Origin of the sequence: Pseudomonas sp. 2995-1 (assembly GCF_002742505.1) — a bacterium.
In the GTDB taxonomy this organism is placed as follows: domain Bacteria; phylum Pseudomonadota; class Gammaproteobacteria; order Pseudomonadales; family Pseudomonadaceae; genus Aquipseudomonas; species Aquipseudomonas sivasensis.
Window position 1 is genome coordinate 1 of the sequence record NZ_LJSA01000567.1, and the last position, 292, is coordinate 292.

Here is a 292-nt window from a genome sequence, read left to right on the forward strand (position 1 = left end):
CTGCTAGGAAGGTTTTGCTTGATCTTATTGTCAAAACCCATCTTCTTAATGTAAAGAAGTCTGTGAGTCACTAATTCTTTCTTAACGGACGTAATAGTTCGTTCAGTGACGTTTAGCATATCTGCTAATGTCTTATTAGTGAAAATAAAATAAATATTGCCGTCTGCATCAAACCAATGATTCTTGATAGAGTAGCGATTGCGGTCCTTTAATAGTGCATAAGCAATGCGTGCATTGTTGCTCAAATCCTTGTATTTTTCGTTTGTAAAGAGCCACTGAGGCAGTTGATAAT

The 292-nt window shown here is 36.3% G+C and carries 1 protein-coding gene; it reads right to left on the reverse strand.

Features of this window, described 5'->3' with window-relative positions; all coding sequences use genetic code 11:
* The coding region (locus AOA61_RS27815; RefSeq protein WP_178075219.1) for a replication initiator protein A at nucleotides 1-292 on the reverse strand (292 nt) is incomplete at both ends.